Source organism: Actinoallomurus vinaceus (assembly GCF_039542055.1).
In the GTDB taxonomy this organism is placed as follows: domain Bacteria; phylum Actinomycetota; class Actinomycetes; order Streptosporangiales; family Streptosporangiaceae; genus Actinoallomurus; species Actinoallomurus vinaceus.
The window spans coordinates 723,945-740,871 of the sequence record NZ_BAABHK010000001.1 but is presented as its reverse complement, the minus strand read 5'-3'; the positions used below and the strand labels follow the sequence as shown (position 1 = coordinate 740,871).

The following is a 16,927-nucleotide window of genomic DNA, read 5'->3' as shown; positions in this document are numbered from 1 at the left end:
GTGCGCAGCGACGATCGAGGACATGAGACCTCGCCACGTCGCCATCGCGGTGATGATCGCCGCGATCTGGGGGATCAACTTCGTCGTCATCCACGTCGGGCTCGGCGCCCTGCCGCCCCTGCTGTTCGCCGCGCTGCGCTTCGTCGCGGCGGCGTTCCCCGCCGTCCTGTTCGTCCGCCGGCCGGCGATCCCCTGGCGGCGGATGGCGCTCGTCGGCCTGCCGCTCGGCGTGGGACAGTTCGGCCTGCTGTTCATCGGCATGCACATGGGCATGCCGGCCGGGCTGGCGTCGCTCGTCCTGCAGACCCAGGCGTTGTTCACCGCGGCCTTCGCCGTCCCGATGCTGGGCGAGCGGATGCGACGTGCCCAGATCGCGGGCATGCTCGTAGCGTTCACCGGCATCGCGGTGATCGCCGTCTCGCTGGGCCAGGGCGGACCGGTGCTCGCGTTCGTGCTCTGCGTCGTCGCGGCGGGCATGTGGGGGCTGGCCAACATCGGCATGCGTAAGGCGCAGCCGCCGGACATGTTCGCGTTCATGGTCTGGGTCAGCCTCGTGCCGCCGCTGCCGCTGCTCGCCCTGTCCCTGATCTTCGAGGGGCCTCACGCCGACCTGCACGCGCTGACGCACATCTCCCCGGGCGGCCTGGGCGCGCTCGCCTACATCGCCTACCTGTCGACGCTGGTCGGATTCGGCCTCTGGGGCTGGCTACTACGCCGGTACGACGCCGGCCAAGTCGCGATCTACTCGCTCCTCGTGCCGCTGTTCGGCATGTCCTCGGCCGCACTCGTCCTCGGCGAGGACATCACCGTCCCCGACGTCGTCGCGGCCGGCCTCATCGTCGGCGGTGTCGCCCTCGGCAGCCTCCGCCGCCGGACCCCGTCCGTGGCCACGCCCGACGCCCCGGGCGTCCTCGCCCCGACCCGCTGAAGGAAGGTCTCATGCCACGCGGGATCCACGTTCCGAAGGAAGGTTCCATGCCGCGCGGGATCCACGTCCCTCTCGTCACGCCGTTCGGATCCGACGGGGCCCTCGACGTCCCCTCACTCGAACGTCTGGCCCACCACGTCCTCAACGAGGGCGCCGCGGGACTGGTCGTCCTCGCCACCACGGGCGAGGGCGCGCTGCTCACCGCCGACGAGCGCAGCACCGTGATCGGCACCTGCCGGAGGATCAGCGACGCGTACGGCACGCCGCTGACCGTCGGCGCGGGCACGATCGGCACCGACGAGTCGATCCGGCAGGCGGTGGACCGCGGCGTCGCCGCGGACCTGCTGCTCACCGTCGTGCCGTACTACGTGCGCCCCACCGACGAAGGCGTCCTCGACCACTTCGCGGCCATCGGCGCGGCGGTCGGCGTGCCGCTGCTCGTCTACAACATCCCGTACCGCACCGGAAAGACCCTGCGCGCCGAGACGCTCCTCAAGCTGCTCGCCACCGAGCACGTCGCCGGGATCAAGCACTGTGCCGGAGCGATCGACGCGGACACCCTCACCCTGCTGGCCGAGGGACAGGGCGTCCTCGGCGGCGACGACGCGTACCTCTACCCGCTCCTGCAGCTCGGCGCGGCGGGCGGCATCACGGCCTCGGCGAACGTCGCGCCCGCCGCGTTCGCCGCCATGGCCGACGCCGTACGGGACGGGGACGCCGCCCGCGCCCTCGACCTGCACAACACCCTGCTCTCCCTGGTGAACGCCCTGTTCGCCGAGCCGTCCCCCAGCGTGATCAAGGCGGTGCTCGCCGAGCGCGGTCTGATCGCCGACGCCGCCGTACGATCGCCGCTGCGGCCGCCGTCCGCGGCCTCGGTGACGGCCGCGCTCGACCGGCTGCGAACATTGGGAGCATGAGGATCGGATTCGGCGCCCCGGTGTCGGGGGCATGGGCCACCCCGCAGAACGTCGGTCACTTCGCCGAGCGGGCGGACGACCTCGGCTACGCGTCGCTGTGGACGTTCCACCGCCTCCTCACCCCGGCCGACAAGGAGGCGCTGGCCCCGGTCTACCGCAGCGTGCTCGATCCGCTCATCACGCTGGCCTACGCCGCCGCCCGCAGCTCGCGGATCCGCCTCGGCGTCTCCCTGATGAACTTTCCGTTCGTCACCCCGGTGTACCTCGCCAAGGAGATCGCCTCACTCGACGTGCTCTCCGGTGGGCGGCTGGACCTCGGGCTGGGCGCCGGCTGGCAGCACGAGGAGTTCGTCGCCAGCGGCACGTCACCGGAGCGGCGCGGCAGGCGGGCCGAGGAGTTCGTCGCCGCGCTGCGCACCCTGTGGGAGGACGAGGTCAGCGCGTTCGACGGGGACTTCTACACCATCCCGCCGAGCCGGCAGGCGCCCAAGCCCGTGCAGAAGCCGCACCCGCCCGTGCTCCTGGGCGGCGTCGCCGAGGCCGCGCTGAAGCGCGCCGGCCGGATCGCGGAGGGCTGGCTCAGCCGCAGCGCCACCGACCTGTCCCGCATCCACGAGCAGATCGCGATCGTCCAGCGCGCCGCCGAGGAGGCGGGCAAGGACCCCAAGTCCGTGCGCGTCGTCGTCCGCGGTGTCGTACGGGCGGGCGCGGAGGCCCACGACGAGTCCGGCGAGCGCCTGCGCCTGTCCGGGTCGTACGACCAGATCCGTGAGGACGCCGCCTGGCTCGGCGAGCAGGGCGTCACCGAGCTGTTCTACGACCTCAACTGGGACCCGCTCGTCGGCTCCCCCGACATCGAGCCCGCCTCCGCCACCGCCCGCGCCGAAGAGATCCTCGTGGCCCTCGCCCCGTGAGCGCCGTCCGCGACTGTGAAGCCGCGGGTTAATAGTGCATTGCGGAGTTCGTCGTTGTTCGCCGAAACCGCCGCGTCCACGCTGATCTCGGACACCCTTCCGGCGGCCTGACCAGGCGCGCACGGTCGCGGTCAGCCGATGGTGAGCGTTCGGTGAGCGGCCCCGGCGAAGGTGTGTCCGTTCGCTCAGCGATCCCCTCGAGGGAAAGGACACGGACGTGAACGTCAAGGCGGGCACGAAGGAATGGATCGGGTTGGCGGTACTGGTGCTGCCATGCCTGATCGTCTCGATGGACGTGAGTGTGCTGCTGTTCGGGATGCCGTTCATCAGCGCCGACCTGAAGCCGTCCGGCACCCAGCTGCTGTGGATCATGGACATGTACGGCTTCGTGCTGGCCGGCATGCTGATCACCATGGGCGCGCTGGGCGACCGGATCGGCCGGCGCCGCCTGCTGCTCATCGGCGCCGTGGCCTTCAGCGCCGCCTCGGTCGCCGCGGCGTACGCCGGCAGCGCCGGGATGCTCATCGGCGCTCGCGCGGTGCTGGGACTGGCGGGCGCGACGCTGATGCCCTCCACGCTGGCGCTGATCCGGAACATGTTCCACGACGCCGGCCAGCGCAAGACCGCGATCGCGGTGTGGACCGGCGCCATGACCGGCGGCGTCACCGTCGGGCCGATCATCGGCGGCCTGCTGATGGACCACTTCTGGTGGGGTTCGGCGTTCCTGCTCAACCTGCCGGCGATGGCGCTGCTCCTCGCGCTCGGGCCGGTGCTGCTGCCGGAGTTCCGCAACCCTGTCGCCGGCCGGTTCGACCTGCTCGGCTCGCTGCTTTCACTGGGCGCCGTGCTGCCGATCGTCTACGGCATCAAGGAACTCGCCGTGGACGGCTACGCGCTCGTGCCGGTGATCTCGATCATGGCGGGTCTCGCCGTCGGAGTCGTGTTCTGGCACCGCCAGCGGACGACCGCCCACCCGCTGATCGACCTGCGGCTGTTCCGGCACCGGACCTACAGCGCGTCGGTCGGCGTCAACACGGTGACGAACTTCGCGATGCTCGGCTTCAGCTTCTACACGATGCAGGACCTGCAGGTCGTCCACGGCATGAGCCCGTTCAAGGCCTCGCTGTGGTCGCTGGCGGTCATGCCCTTCATCATGGTCGCGATGACGATCTCCGGGATCGCCGCCAAGAAGGTCCGCCCCGGCTTCGTCATCACCGCCGGCCTGCTGATCTCGGCCTGCGGGCTCGCCGTGACCACGCAGGTCCACGCCCATCAGTCGCTGGTCGTCATCCTGACCGGCGCCGGGCTGCTCGCCGCCGGCATGCTGGTGGCCACCTCCCTCACCGCCGACCTCATCCTGGCCGCCGCGCCCGCCGAGCAGGCAGGCGCCGCCTCGGCCGTCTCCGAGACCGGCAGCGAGCTGGGCGGGGCACTGGGCTTCGCGATCCTCGGCTCGATCGGCACCGCCGTCTACCACCACCAGATGGCGAACGTGCAGGTGGCCGGCGTCCCCGCCGAGACCCTGCGCGCGGCCCGCGACACCCTCGGCAGCGCCGCTCACGTTCCCGGTCAGGCCGGCCTGGCCCTTCTGGAGGCCGCCAAGACCGCCTTCACCCACGGTCTGAACGTCACCGGCCTGTCCGGCGGCATCGTCCTGGCCGCCGCGGCTCTGGTCACCCTCATCGTCCTCCGCGACGTCCCCGTCTCGGTCCCCGCCCAGGACACCGCCCCCGCCGAACAGACGCCCCAGCTCGAGGTGATCGATCGATAAGGGCGGGAATCCCCAGCCTCGGTGCCCTTCGCGATCGCCGAGATGCTCCGAGGTCATGGACCCGAAGCATCTCGGCGATCGCGGTTGCGAAGAGGTCCACCGATGCGACCGTGCCCGGGTGTCCACCGATCGGTTGACACCGAACCCGCCGTTCGGTCGTCGCAGCGTGGTCGGACGCGGACATAGCGTTGCGTGCGACGGCAAAGCGGATCGTACGAGAGCAGGGAAGGTCACAGGTCGCATGAGCCCCTTTTTGACGGCACTCATCCCTAGTGCAACCGCCGTTGGCGGGGCACTGTGAGGTCGTACGAACGCATGGCCGGCCTTACTCTCCGCCCGCCCCGGAATCGTGTGGAGCGCCGAGCCATCGGCTGGTGGACCGCCCAGTCCTCGCTGTTCGCGCTCCCGGTGCCGATCGTGTTCGCGATCCTCTTCCTGTGCATCCCGCCGGCCCGGACCTGGTTCGCCTGGTGCCTGGTCGGCACCCTGGTTCCCGGGCTCGTCTACATGGCCGTCATGCCCGTCTGGCGGTACCGGGTGCACCGCTGGGAGACCACGGACGAGGCGGTGTACGCGTCGTCGGGATGGCTTTGGCAGCGATGGCGGGTCGTGCCGCTGTCCCGCGTCCAGACCGTGGACTCCCTTCGCGGCCCGGTGCAGCAGCTCTTCGGGCTCTCCGGAATCACCGTGACCACCGCCTCGACCGCCGGCGCCGTCAAGATCAAGGGCTTGGACCACCGCGTCGCGGCCGACGTGGTGCAGCACCTCACCAGGTGCACGCAGGCGACGCCGGGAGACGCCGCATGACGCCCGGCTCCGTGACCCAGAGCGCGGCGAGCCCTCCGGTCGTCCCCTGGGAAAGGCTCAACGTCCGCCTGATCCCGGCCAACATGAGCCTGCTGGCCGCACCGCTGGCCTCCTTCGGTGGCACTCTTCTGGTCACCGGCGGAGGGCTCGGCCTCCAGGCACTGCTCACCCTCGGGTCGATCCTCGTCGCCTTCCTCGCGGTGACCGGCTTCGGCCTGATGCGTTTCCTCACCACCCGCTACCGGATCACCGATGAGCGGATCGAACTGCGTTCCGGGCTGCTGTTCCGCAGCGAGCGCACCCTCCCCGTCGACCGTGTCCGCAGCATCGATCTGACCGCGAACCCCCTGCACCGGATCTTCGGGCTCACGTCCGTCCGGATCGGCACCGGCGAACAGACCTCCGCGACGGGCCGCAGGCTCACCCTGGACGGCGTCGGCAAGACACAGGCCGCCGAACTGCGACGACGGCTCCTCAGCCGCCGTGACGCCGCGACCGGGTGGCCGGCCGACGAGGACGGCCCGATCGCCGCCATGGACTGGTCCTGGGTGCGCTACGGGCCGCTGACCATCTGGGGCGTGGGCGGTCTCCTGGCCGCCGTCGGCACCGCCTACCGCACGCTGCACGAGATGAAGATCGATCCGCTTCGGTTCGGCTTCGTCAAGGCCGTCGAGCAAAGCTACGGATCCGTGCCCCTGTGGTTCGGCCTTCTGGGGACCGTGCTGATCATCGTCGTGCTCGGTGCCGTCGTCTCGACCGCCACCCTCATCGAGGGTTGGCGCGGCTACCGCCTGGAGCGCGCGGACGGCGGCGTCCTCCGGGTCCGCCGCGGCCTGCTCGTCACCCGGTCGGTCACCATCGAAGAACGACGACTGAGCGGTGTGGAGCTGCGCGAGCCGATGCTCCTGCGCTGGGCCGGAGGCGCACGCCTGAACGCGGTGGCCGGCGGCCTCGGCAACCGGGACGAGAACCGCCGGCGGCGCCTGCTGTCGCCACCGATGCCCCGCGCCGAGGTGCTCCGCGCGGCCGCCGACGTACTCGCCGAGACCGAGTCGCCCACGGCCTCGGCCGCGCTCAGGACACACCCGCGCGTCGTCCTGCGGAGGCGGATCGGCCGCGGGCTGATCGTGACCGCATCGGCCGTCTCCGCACTCGCCGTACTCGGCGTATGGCTGTCCTCATCGTTCCTGTACGCGGCCGTCATCTGCGCCTTGGTGCTGCTACCGGCCGCGGTGGCGCTGGCGTTCACCGCCTACCGCGCCCTCGGCCATGGACTGCGCGGCCGCTACCTGGTCACTCGGTCCGGTGCCTTCGCACGCTCCACGGTGGCGCTGAAGCGTGCGGACGTCATCGGCTGGAGCATCACCCGATCGATCTTCCAGCGCCGCGCGGGTCTCCTCACGCTAGGGGCGGCCACAGCCGCCGGCGAACACTGCTACAAGATCCGGGACGTCGCCGTCTCCGACGGTCTGGCCTTCGCCGAAGAAGCGGTCCCCGATCTACTCACACCATTCCTTCAGCGAACGCCGTCCTGAGCGCGATGGTCCTGCTCGCCTCGAGAGCGTCGACAACTTCGAGTACGGGTACGACGCCGCGGTGCGAAAGTGGTCCACCCACGGTCGACGTTCGCTTTTCACGAAGATATATTCGGTTTATGCGAACAGATGCCTCGCCCCTGCTGCCGATCTTCCGGTCGGCCAATCAGGCCGACCTGCTCGCCACGCTCTTCCTTCACCCCGACCACGACTACACACTCGCCGACCTGGCTCGGACACTCGACGTGAGCCCGTCGACGCTCCACCGCGACGTGCATCGTCTGATCGACGCCGACCTGATCCGAACCCGGCCCGTCGGCCGCTCCCAACTCCTGCGCGCCAATACCGCGAACCGCATCAGCGAGCCCTTGACCCGCTTGCTCCTCATGACGGTCGGCCCTCACCTCGTCATCACGGACGAGTTCGCCGACGTCGACGGAGTAGACGCCGTTGTCATCTACGGGTCCTGGGCCGCCCGCTACCACGGCGAACCGGGGCCACCACCGAACGACATCGACGTCCTCGTCCTCGGTCAGCCGGCGAGGAGCGACGTCTACGATGCCGCCGACCGCGCTCAACAGCGCATCGACTTTCCGGTAAATCCGGTCATTCGCCCCCGGGAACGCTGGCAGGACCCGGCAGATCCGCTGATTCAGCAGGTCAAGAGCTCATCTCTTGTGGTTGCATTCGGTGAAATACCGATCGACCCACAGTGAGGATCTGCGAACCGCTGGAGCCAGGGCGTGGCCGTGATCGAGCGGCTGCTTCAGAACGGCGACCTACAGTCCCTGCGCGGCTCGGCCGCGCACGGCGAGCCGTGACTGAAGAAGGCATTGCGCACCCACGCCACCACCCATCAAGATCGCTGCCACGCCGAGCAGATCATCTCCGCCGCCGAAAAGCCGCTCCCCCACCTCGGGTTGTTCTGATCGAACGTTGCGAGAGCGGCGACCACCCGGCTCCTACTAGTGGGCCGGGTCTTCTTTTTCTCTGGCGAGCGGTGTGGTGCATACTCCGGTCATCGTTTCCCGCATCGGCAGGGCACCCGGCATGTTCGTTCGCATAAGCCGAAGGCAAATTCGGCTTATGCGAACGATCGAGTCGCGCTCAGGAGGCTTCGGCGGCGGCGCGGGCGGCGTGCGGGAGAGCGTCGGTGATGCGGTCCAGGGCCGCGGTCGACCTGATCACGTGCAGGCTTTCCACCCGGTGTCATACCACCTGTCGTTTCCCTTGGGGTCGGTCACGTATCCGACCGCCTTGACGCAGTCACTCGGGGAATAGACGTATACCGGTCCGGCAAAGGAGTTGAAGCGCCCGGCGTTGACGACGCTGGAGCCGCCGTTCGCGCTCTTGATCTGGATGGCGTGTTGCCATCCCAGCGAACCCTTAGTGGTCGAATCACCGATGTAAAAGTAAGCGCAGTTGTAACCATTCGACGCGTTGTACGCGATGTATACATCACCGGCGTACACGTTGTAGTAGGAGTACTCCCACTTAGGGCCGTAGACCGTGTGGTAATTCGATCCGCAGATCGACGCGGTCGGGTCAGCACTCGCGGCGGGGGCCAGGGCAACGCTTCCAGCCAGGATCGCCCCGGCCATGACGATTGAAGAAATGAGACTTTTGCGCTTCACCGTGATCCTTCCTCAATGCCACCCATGTGGATGACATGCCCCTCAACCGTCTTTTCTCTCGCGGGAGGGCGCGTGCGGCGATCATGGCACGACGGATCCGAACCCGACAAGGGGGACGATTGAAGCATTTTTGCGGGAAACAACACACTTCAACCGCCGATTCGGAATATCCCCGCATCGTCGCAGGTCAAGGCCCCGACCAACACAGGTCGCCACTTTCCGCGATTACCGGTTGCGCAGAGCGACTCGACCGAAATTGAACATCAGGAAAACCGGGACGAAACAACGAGGAAACGCGCATATGAATGAGGCTGACGCCGACCGGCATCAGCAGGAGCCGGGGAACCGCTGGGGACAAGGCGCCGCCGAGCGCGCGCCCACCGATCCGAACGGACTCGAACGCCCCGCCATGCCCGAGGACGCGACAGCCCCTGCGACGCGAAGGAGGCGCTTGCTGACGCTGAGCGCCTCACCCCCGCCGCCGAGAAGCCGCTGCCGCACCTCGGGCTGTTCTGACCTCGCCGATCAGGCGGCTTCGGCGGCGGCGCGGGCGGCGTGCGGGAGAGCGTCGGTGATGCGCTGCAGGGCGGCATCGTCGTGGGCGGCCGACAGGAACCAGGCCTCGTACGCCGACGGGGGCAGGTAGACGCCGTGGTCCAGGGCCGCGTGGAAGAACGCGGCGTAGCGGCGGGTGCTCTGGCGCTGTGCCTGGTCGAAGTCCAGGACCGGCTCGTCACTGAAGAAGATCGAGAAGAGGTTGCCCGCGGTCTGCAGCCGGTGGGGCACGCCCTCCTTGGTCAGGGCGTCCGTGGCGGCCTCGGCGACGACGGTGGCGGCGTGGTCGATCCGGGCGTAGACCTCTTCGGTGGCGGCGCGGAGCGTCGCCAGGCCGGCGGCGGTGGCCAGCGGGTTACCGGACAGGGTGCCCGCCTGGTAGACGGGGCCGGCGGGGGCGAGCCGGTCCATGATCTCGGCGCGTCCGCCGAACGCCGCCGCGGGCAGGCCGCCGCCCATGACCTTGCCGAAGGTGTACAGGTCGCCCTGGACGCCCTCCAGGCCGTACCAGCCGGAGCGGGAGACGCGGAAGCCGGTCAGCACCTCGTCCATGATGAGCAGCGCGCCGTACCGCTCGCAGATGCCCTTGAGGGCGGCGTTGAAGCCCTCGGTCGGCGGGACGATGCCCATGTTGGCCGGGCAGGCCTCGGTGATGACGCAGGCGATCTCGTGGCCGTACTCGCCGAACGTCTCCTCGACGGCGGCGATGTCGTTGTAGCGCAGCACGATCGTGTCGGCGGTGGCCGCGCCGGTGACGCCCGGCGAGTCGGGCAGGCCGAACGTCGCGACGCCCGATCCCGCCGCGGCCAGGAGCGCGTCGGAGTGGCCGTGGTAGCAGCCGGCGAACTTCACGATCTTCGAGCGCTCGGTGAAGCCGCGCGCGAGGCGGATCGCGGACATCGTCGCCTCGGTGCCCGAGCTGACCAGGCGGACCTTCTCGATCGGCGTGCGGGCCACCATCTCCTCGGCGAGCAGGACCTCGCCCTCGGTGGGCGCGCCGTACGAGGTGCCGTGCTCGGCGGCCCGCCGCACGGCCTCGACGACCTCCGGGTGCCCGTGGCCGAGGATCATCGGCCCCCACGAGCAGATCAGGTCGACGTACTCGTTGCCGTCGGCGTCGACGAGGTACGGGCCGCGAGCCGAGGCCATGAACCGCGGGGTGCCGCCCACGGCCCCGAAGGCGCGCACCGGGGAGTTGACTCCGCCCGGTATGACCGCACCTGCCCGATCGAAGAGTGCCTCGGAACTTTTCGTGGAAGTCACCCCACGAGTCTCCCAGACGTCATTCGCAGGCGTCGGCCAGGATCTCCAGTAGCCGCACCGGGTCCGGCAGCGGCGCGTTGTGCGGCTCCCTGACCCAGGTCACCTCGCGGCCGAACGGCAGCACCGACGGCGGCGCGAGGACGTAGCTGTCCCGGCAGTGCCAGCGCATTCCCGGACTGTCCTCGATGCTCTCGGGGACGGTGTCGAGGTGGCAGTTCCACCACTCGTCCTCGTCGACGGGCGCGCCGCGCGTGGCGACGAAGAAGAGATAGCGCTCGTCACCGTGGGCGGCGACCGGCCCCACCGGGACGCCCTCCCGCTCCATCTGTTCGAGCGCCGTCTGGCCCGCCTTGGCCGGTACGTCGAAGACGTCGAAGACCCGGCCCGTCGGCAGGACGATGTTGGCGTCCGGGTCCCTCATCCACCAGCTCGCCAGCGTTTCGGTGTCGACCGTGGCCTGTCGCTGCCACACCTGCGACCGTGGATGGGCCGCGGGCGACGGGCAGCCGATCCGGTCGCAGGAACACGCTCGGGTGTCGTCGCCGGGATGCTCACCCGGATAACAGGGCCAGCCCAGGGCGGCGTACTCCTGGACGGCGGCGGCCATGCGCTCGCGTCGGACCGACTCGCCCGTCTTGCGGCGGCCGGCCGACCGGTTCGCTCGTTTCGCTGTTACATCCAGCATCCTGCTCCCCCTCCGCTCCTCTTCCGATGATGGCGCGCCGGTGACTCGCGGGTTGCGGGAACCCCCGAAAAGCGGCGAAGCCGTGACCCGCCACCACGCGGGTCACCCGGAAGTGAACCCGCCGCGGCGAGCCGAGTGGCCGGGCGAGGAGCCCGGCCGCGAAGCGAATGGGAAGGGCGAACGGCCCTTGAACCGGCGGTGCCGGGTCAGGCGCGCAACGAGCGTGCGACCTCCGTGGCCCAGTAGGTGAGGATGATGTCGGCGCCCGCGCGGCGGATCGAGACGAGCGTCTCCATGATCGCTCGGTCGCGGTCGATCCAGCCCTGGGCGGCGGCCGCCTCGACCATGGAGTACTCGCCACTGACCTGGTACGCGGCGACGGGAACGTGGACGGCGTCGCGCACGCGGCGGATGACGTCGAGGTAGGTCAGCGCCGGCTTCACCATGACGACGTCGGCGCCCTCGTCCAGGTCGAGGAGGACCTCCCGAATCGCCTCCTCGGCGTTGGGCGGGTCCTGCTGGTACGCCGACCGGTCGCCGAACTGCGGCGCGCACTCGGCGGCGTCGCGGAACGGCCCGTAGAACGCCGAGGCGTACTTCACGGCGTACGCCATGATCGCGACGTTGCCGTAGCCGCCCTCGTCGAGGGCGGTGCGGATCGCGGCGACCTGGCCGTCCATCATGCCGCTCGGGGCGACGACGTCGACGCCGGCCGCGGCCTGAGCGACGGCGATGGAGGCGTAGCGCTCCAGGGTGGCGTCGTTGTCGACCTCACCGGAGGACGTGAGGATGCCGCAGTGCCCGTGGTCGGTGTACTCGTCGAGGCACAGGTCGGCCGTGATCACTATGGAGTCGCCGAGGTCGCCGCTCAGGTCGCGCAGCGCCTTCTGCACGATGCCGGCCGGGTCGTCGGCGGCCGAGCCGCGGCCGTCCTTGACCGCGGGGATGCCGAACAGTATCAGCCCGCCGACGCCGGCCTCCGCCGCCTCGTACGCCGCCTTGCGCAGGGACTCCCGGGTGTGCTGCATGACGCCGGGCATCGACGCGATCGGCTGCGGTTCGGCGATGCCCTCCTTGACGAAGAGCGGCAGCACCAGATCGCTCGGATGCACGTGCGTCTCGGCGACGAGACGTCGCAGGGCCGGGGTGCGGCGGAGCCGACGGGGGCGTACGACGGGGAACTGCGCGGTCACGGTGACCCTCTTTCAGCGATTACTTGCGCCGGCGCGCGCCGCGGCGCATCTCACTCGGCTTGCGGAGCGGGTCGCCGGCCTCGGCCTGGGCGGCCCGCCGCTTGGCACCGTACTCCGCCAGCGCCTCGGCGAGGGCACTGGCCGACGGTTTGTCCGCCATGACGTCGACGCGCAGGCCGTACTCCTCGGCGGTCTGCGCGGTCTGCGGCCCGATGCAGGCGATCACGGTGACGTTGTGCGGCTTGCCGGCGATGCCGATGAGGTTGCGGACCGTCGAGGACGAGGTGAACAGCACCGCGTCGAACCCGCCGCCCTTGATCGCCTCGCGGATCGGGGCGGGCGGCGGAGCGGCGCGTACGGTCCGGTAGGCGGTGACGTCGTCGCACTCCCAACCGAGCTCGGTGAGCCCGGCGACGAGCGTCTCGGTGGCGATGTCGGCGCGCGGCAGCAGCACCCGGTTGATCGGGTCCAGGTCCTTGTCGTACGGCGGCCAGACCTCCAGGAGGCCCTCGGAGGACTGCTGGTCCTTCGGGGAGAGGTCGGGCTTGACGCCGAACTCCACCAGCGCGGCGGCGGTCTGCTCGCCGACGGCCGCGACCTTCAGGCCGGCGAAGGCGCGGGCGTCCAGGCCGTACTGCTCGAACCGCTCACGCACGGCGCGTACGGCGTTCGTGGAGGTGAAGACGACCCACTCGTAGCGGCCGGTCACCAGGCCCTTGATGGCACGCTCCATCTGCTGGGGCGTGCGCGGGGGCTCCACCGAGATGGTGGGCACCTCGTCGGGGACGGCGCCGTACGAGCGGAGCTGGTCGGACAGCGAGGCCGCCTGCTCCTTCGTCCGGGGCACGAGGACCCGCCAGCCGAACAGCGGCTTGGTCTCGAACCACGACAGTTTCTCGCGCCAGCGGACGATGTCGCCGACGACGAGCAGCGCGGGCGACTCCAGGTGCTTGGTTTCGGAGGCGACCTTCGCGAGCGTGGAGTCGACGGTGTACTGCTCGGTCGTCGTGCCCATCGAGGTGACCGCCACCGGCGTCGTGTCGGACCGCCCGGCGACCATGAGGCCCTTGGCGATCTCGCCGATGGTGTGCTCCGCGCCGAGGATCACGAGCGTCGCCGCGCCGGCGTGGGCGCTCCAGTCGACGCCGCCCTCCTGGGCGTCGACGACCACGACGTCACGGTGCTTGCCGTCGATCAGCGGGACCCCGGCGTAGCCGGGGACACCGGTGACCGAGGAGACGCCCGGGACGATCTCGAACGGGACCTTGGACTTGGCGCAGACCTTGGCCTCTTCGGTGAGGGCGCAGCTCAGGCCGGGGTCGCCGCCGAGCACCCGGGCGACGACCTTGCCCGAACGGGCCAGGCTCACGAGGCTGGCCCCCGCCGGGCCGATCACCTCGGCGGCGGGGTTGAAGTGCGCGCTGAACAGCGACGCCATCGTCTCGTGGACCACGATGACGTCGGCCGTGCCGAGGATTCTGACCGCGCGCAGCGTCAGGAGTTCCGGATCGCCCGGGCCGACGCCGACGAAGGCCACCCGGCCCTGCCGCTCGCCGGACGCCGTCGCGCCGGACTTCGCGGGGGCCTCGCCCTCGTCGGTCACGGCTTTCTTGCTCGCGGGGCTCAAGATGTGCTCTCCCCCATCAACTGGTCGGCCCCCTCCGCGAGCATCCGGAGCGCGAGATCGCGTCCCAGGCGCTCGGAATCGTCAGGGGAGCCGCTTTCGGACAACCGAATCTGCCGTTCACCGTCATACCCGACAACGACGCCGGTCAGATGCACGATTTCGTCGTACCACGCAGCGTATGCGCCCACGGGAGCCGAGCAGCCCGCCTCCAGCGTGGCCAGGAGCATCCGCTCGGCGGTAACCGCCGCCCTGGTCGGAGCGTGGTCGAGGGTGGCGAGGAGCTCGATGAGATCGGCGCGGTCGGACCGGCACTCCACGGCGAGGGCCCCCTGGCCCGGCGCGGGCAGCATCTGGTCCGGCTCGAAGATCTCCGAGACGGCCTCCAGCCGGTCGATCCGGGTCAGCCCGGCGAACGCCAGCACGACCGCGTCCACCTCGCCGTCGGTGACCTTCCGCAGCCGCGTGTCGGCGTTGCCGCGGATCGGCACGACGTCGAGGTCGGGGCGGAGCGCGCGCAGCTGCGCCACCCGGCGCGGCGACCCGGTGCCGATCCTGGCGCCGCGCCGCAGGTCGGCGAGCTTGGCCGGCCCGCACAGGGCGTCCCGGGGGTCGTCGCGCGGCGGGATCGCCGCGAGCGTGATGCCCTCGGCGGGCCCGGTGGGCAGGTCCTTCAGCGAGTGGACCGCGAAGTCGATCTCACCGGAGAGGAGCCGCTCGCGCAGCCCGTTGACGAACACGCCCGTGCCGCCGATCTGGGCGAGCTGCGCCTTGGAGACGTCGCCTTCGGTGGTCACGCCGACGAGCTCGACGGCCCGGCCGGTACGGGCGGTCAGCTCGTCGGCGACCAGCCCGGACTGGGTCATCGCCATCAGGCTGCGCCGGGTACCGAGTTTCAGAATCACAGGACATCCTCCGCCCGGATGACCGACTCCGGGGCCTTGGGATCGAGATCAAAGAGTTCGCGCAGCGCGTCGGCGTATGTGTCGCCGCCCGGGGAACCCGCCAACTCTTTCACGCGCACGGTCGGGGCGTGCAGCAGCTTGTCGACGACGCGGCGTACGGTCTGGGCGATCTCCTGCCGCGCCCGGTCGTCCAGCTCGGGCAGCCGGCCGCCGAGCCGGCCGAGCTCGGCCTCGACGACCTCCGCCGCCTTGCTGCGCAGCGCGACCACCGTCGGGGCGACCGTCGCCGCGACGAGGCCGAGCTGGAAGGCCTTGACCTCCTCGCACACGATCCGCCGGACGGCGTCGGTGTCGGCCTCGGCCGGCGCGTCGTCGGACTCGCTGAGGTCGTCCAGGCCCACGAGGGTGACGCCGGGCAGGTCGCGGACCGCCCGGTCGACGTCGTGCGGCAGGGCGAGATCGAGCAGGAACACCGGGCCCCGAACCATGTCCGGGGTGATGACGAGGCCCGTGGCGCCGGTGCACGAGACGACGATGTCCGCCTCGGCCATCGCCTCCCGCAGGTCCGCGAGCCGGATCGCCCGCGCCGGGGCCTCGGTCGCCTTGGCCAGGCGGACGCCGCGTTCAAAGGTGCGGTTGGCGATGACGATCTCGCCGACGCCTTCCCGGGCGAGCGTCGCGACCGCCAGGGAGCTCATCGAACCGGCGCCCACCACGAGGGCCCGCCGGCCCTCCAGGGAGCCCGCCCGGCTCAGCCCCACGCTGACGAGGGACGCGCCCGCCCGGTCGATGCCGGTCTCGTTGCGCGCCCGCTTGCCGACGCGCAGCGCCTGCTGGATCGCCTCGTTCAGCGCCCGGTCGACGGTGCCGTACTTCTGGGCGAGCTTGAGGGCGGTGCGGAGCTGACCGGCGATCTGGCCCTCGCCGACGACCATGGAGTCCAGGCCGCAGGCCACCGAGAAGACGTGCTGGACCGCGCGCTCCTCGTAGTGGACGTACAGGTGCCGGGACAACTCGTCCAGCGGCACGTCCGAGTGCCGGGAGAGCAGCTCGGAGATGGCCGAGACGCCCGCGTGGAACTTGTCGACGTCGGCGTACACCTCGATGCGGTTGCACGTCGAGACGACCACGACGCCGCCGACGTTCGGAGCGCCGTGCACGTCGTGCAGCAGCTTGACGAGGCGCTCGCCGGTGACCGCGGCGCGTTCCAGCAGCGCGACGGGGGCGCTGCGGTGACTCAGCCCGACCACGAGAATGCTCACTGGTGTTCCCGTCCCTCACCTGCGGGCCCTGAGCAGCGCGTACGCGGCCGTATCGGCACACCCGCTCGGCTCATTGGCCATCCACCGCCTCGAGATACTCGTGTTCCACTCCGGCGGGGCCTCCGGCCTTCCGCTGCTCGTGGAACGCGAGGATTTGAAGCTCGATCGACAGGTCGACCTTACGCACATCGACCCCATCTGGCACAGTCAGGACAACAGGGGCGAAGTTCAGGATGCTCGTGACCCCGCTCGCCACCACCCGATCACAGACCGCCTGGGCGGCCGACGCGGGCACCGCCAGCACCGCGATCGAGATCCCGCAGTCCGTGATCACATGCTCGAGCTTGTCGATGTGCTCGACGGTCAGGCCGTTGATGCGCTCCCCCACGATCGCCGGATCGGCGTCCAGCAGCGCGGCCATCCGGAAACCACGGGAGGCGAACCCGCCGTACCCCGCGAGGGCGCGGCCGAGGTTACCGAGGCCGACGATGGCCACCGACCAGTCCTGGGTGAGGCCCAGCTCACGGGAGATCTGGTAGACGAGGTACTGCACCTCATAGCCGACACCCCGGGTGCCGTACGACCCGAGGTGCGACAGGTCCTTGCGGAGCTTGGCCGAATTGACGCCCGCGGCGGCGGCGAGCTCCTCCGACGAGACGGTGACGATGCCGCGGTCGGCGAGCGTGTGCAAGGCGCGGAGGTAGACCGGAAGCCTGGCCACGGTCGCCTCTGGGATGCCCCGGTTTCGCGCACCGAGGGTGGATCGACGGGTCACAAGCCTGCTCTTTTAGGACTCGACGACGCGGCCGGTCCTGAGTCGCCCGTCGGCCCGGTCGCCTGGACTTTCCTCAGATTAAGCCTTTGTGAACGCGCGCACAAAGTCGGGTCTCACGCCGCTCGCCGCCCCCGGAACCGCCAGGGGATGCCGGAAACC

15 protein-coding genes are annotated in these 16,927 nt (G+C 70.4%); 7 read left to right on the top strand and 8 right to left on the bottom strand.

All coding sequences use genetic code 11. The features are described 5' to 3' along the window. The first annotated feature begins 22 nt into the window (after positions 1–22). The 7 genes from ABEA24_RS03235 to ABEA24_RS03205 all read left to right on the top strand — a co-directional run bounded on the left by ABEA24_RS03235 (position 23) and on the right by ABEA24_RS03205 (position 7,588). Entirely contained in the window at positions 23–928 is a 906-nt protein-coding gene (locus tag ABEA24_RS03235; RefSeq protein WP_345429089.1) for an EamA family transporter, read from the top strand. A gap of 47 nt (positions 929–975) precedes the next feature. Then, complete coding sequence (locus ABEA24_RS03230) at positions 976–1,845, top strand: dihydrodipicolinate synthase family protein (RefSeq protein WP_345429088.1); 870 nt, start codon at positions 976–978, stop codon at positions 1,843–1,845. Continuing rightward, positions 1,842–2,759: a TIGR03619 family F420-dependent LLM class oxidoreductase gene (locus tag ABEA24_RS03225; protein WP_345429087.1), complete on the top strand. Its 918-nt coding sequence runs from the start codon at positions 1,842–1,844 to the stop codon at positions 2,757–2,759. The genes ABEA24_RS03230 and ABEA24_RS03225 overlap by 4 nt, the downstream gene beginning before the upstream one ends. Before the next feature lie 217 nt (positions 2,760–2,976). Then, the gene (locus tag ABEA24_RS03220; RefSeq protein WP_345429086.1) at positions 2,977–4,530 is read left to right on the top strand and encodes an MFS transporter; all 1,554 of its coding nucleotides are present in this window, start codon (positions 2,977–2,979) and stop codon (positions 4,528–4,530) included. A gap of 315 nt (positions 4,531–4,845) precedes the next feature. Then, a complete protein-coding gene (locus tag ABEA24_RS03215; RefSeq protein WP_345429085.1) occupies positions 4,846–5,337 on the top strand; it encodes a PH domain-containing protein in 492 nt (163 codons plus the stop codon). Further along, complete coding sequence (locus ABEA24_RS03210; RefSeq protein WP_345429084.1) at positions 5,334–6,872, top strand: PH domain-containing protein; 1,539 nt, start codon at positions 5,334–5,336, stop codon at positions 6,870–6,872. Before ABEA24_RS03215 ends, ABEA24_RS03210 begins: the two co-directional genes overlap by 4 nt. Positions 6,873–6,877: 5 nt before the next feature. Continuing rightward, positions 6,878–7,588 (top strand): winged helix-turn-helix domain-containing protein, encoded by a 711-nt coding sequence (locus ABEA24_RS03205; protein WP_345429083.1) that lies wholly within the window; start codon positions 6,878–6,880, stop codon positions 7,586–7,588. Positions 7,589–8,056: 468 nt separating this feature from the next. Here the strand turns inward: ABEA24_RS03205 and ABEA24_RS03200 are convergent, their stop codons facing one another. From ABEA24_RS03200 to ABEA24_RS03165, 8 genes are all read right to left on the bottom strand, one after another. Next, entirely contained in the window at positions 8,057–8,506 is a 450-nt protein-coding gene (locus ABEA24_RS03200) for a hypothetical protein (RefSeq protein ID WP_345429082.1), read from the bottom strand. 525 nt (positions 8,507–9,031) lie between these two features. Then, positions 9,032–10,324 (bottom strand): glutamate-1-semialdehyde 2,1-aminomutase, encoded by a 1,293-nt coding sequence (hemL, locus tag ABEA24_RS03195; RefSeq protein ID WP_345429081.1) that lies wholly within the window; start codon positions 10,322–10,324, stop codon positions 9,032–9,034. 19 nt (positions 10,325–10,343) lie between these two features. Beyond that, positions 10,344–11,009: a bifunctional DNA primase/polymerase gene (locus tag ABEA24_RS03190; protein WP_345429080.1), complete on the bottom strand. Its 666-nt coding sequence runs from the start codon at positions 11,007–11,009 to the stop codon at positions 10,344–10,346. Positions 11,010–11,215: 206 nt separating this feature from the next. Further along, complete coding sequence (gene hemB / locus ABEA24_RS03185; RefSeq protein WP_345429079.1) at positions 11,216–12,202, bottom strand: porphobilinogen synthase; 987 nt, start codon at positions 12,200–12,202, stop codon at positions 11,216–11,218. Between the two features lie 19 nt (positions 12,203–12,221). Beyond that, positions 12,222–13,829: a bifunctional uroporphyrinogen-III C-methyltransferase/uroporphyrinogen-III synthase gene (locus tag ABEA24_RS03180; protein WP_425551133.1), complete on the bottom strand. Its 1,608-nt coding sequence runs from the start codon at positions 13,827–13,829 to the stop codon at positions 12,222–12,224. Then, entirely contained in the window at positions 13,826–14,698 is an 873-nt protein-coding gene (hemC, locus tag ABEA24_RS03175; RefSeq protein ID WP_345429608.1) for a hydroxymethylbilane synthase, read from the bottom strand. Before hemC ends, ABEA24_RS03180 begins: the two co-directional genes overlap by 4 nt. Positions 14,699–14,727: 29 nt before the next feature. Further along, positions 14,728–15,993 (bottom strand): glutamyl-tRNA reductase, encoded by a 1,266-nt coding sequence (locus tag ABEA24_RS03170; protein ID WP_345429078.1) that lies wholly within the window; start codon positions 15,991–15,993, stop codon positions 14,728–14,730. Positions 15,994–16,063: 70 nt separating this feature from the next. Then, positions 16,064–16,768, bottom strand: a complete 705-nt coding sequence (locus ABEA24_RS03165) for a redox-sensing transcriptional repressor Rex (RefSeq protein ID WP_345429077.1) — start codon at positions 16,766–16,768, stop codon at positions 16,064–16,066. Positions 16,769–16,927: the final 159 nt, after the last annotated feature.